General features: G+C 46.0%; 2 protein-coding genes. Both read right to left on the bottom strand.

Going from position 1 to position 809, the window contains the following annotated elements:
• A partial coding sequence (locus tag B9T16_RS29025; protein WP_410246429.1) for a 4-Cys prefix domain-containing protein occupies positions 1 to 175 on the bottom strand: 175 nt, incomplete at its 3' end.
• Between the two features lie 88 nt (positions 176 to 263).
• Positions 264 to 809 (bottom strand): LysR substrate-binding domain-containing protein (locus B9T16_RS29020; RefSeq protein WP_410246428.1); only part of this gene is annotated, 546 nt, incomplete at its 5' end.

The raw sequence follows: 809 nt of genomic DNA, 5'->3' as shown, positions 1-809 counted from the left end.
CAAACCCCCCCTGACCTAATAGGCGTTCGGTTAGGTAGCGCCCATCTAAAATCAGGGGCATACCGCAGGTAGTACAATACTTCTGTTGTACCGTTTTGAGGTTGGCATGATCATCAAGGTCAGGATATAAGTTATCTGGCCTGGGACAACCGGGGCGAGTACAGTGGATTTTCATCAGAAGTTAGGTTGGGCTTATGGCCTGAATTGATTTTCACTGAAAAAGTGCGGCTACCCTAGGATTTTGGCAAAAATCCACCGTGGGGTCAATTCATCCGCTGCTCAGAATTACAAAATAGAGGTAAAATCTCGCGACTGAAGGCTTCGGCGGCTTTAGATTGATACCGATTAGGATTAACAATTACTGATAACATCCGTTTAACCGTTACTGAATCAATGGTGGCCCGATGCAGCATCCCCATTTGTAGCTCTTTTTCAATAGCCGAAGTAGACACAAAAGCGGCTCCCAGTCCCGCTTGCACAGTATTTTTAATAGCCTCAATCGAGTTAAGTTCCATTTCAATCCGTAAGCGACGCGGATCAATATCATAGCGACTGAGGACTTGATCAATCACCTTGCGAATAGTCGATTGAGCATCTAGGGCGATAAACTTGAGGTTATACAGGTCTTCCTTTTGAATAAAGTCTTTTTCAGCCAAGGGGTGAAACACAGGCAAAACTAGGGCTAGTTCATCCTCAATATAAGGTTGAACGCTGAGACAGTCCTGCAATTCTGGCGGGATCTCACCGCCAATGATGGCTAAGTCAATTTGTCCGTTAGCAACACTCCAAGCCGTGCGACGGGTAGAGTG

Origin of the sequence: Arthrospira sp. PCC 8006, assembly GCF_046480465.1 — a bacterium.
Classification (GTDB): domain Bacteria; phylum Cyanobacteriota; class Cyanobacteriia; order Cyanobacteriales; family Microcoleaceae; genus Limnospira; species Limnospira platensis.
The sequence above is the reverse complement of the archived record's forward strand: the minus strand, read 5'-3'. Positions and strand labels throughout refer to the sequence as shown.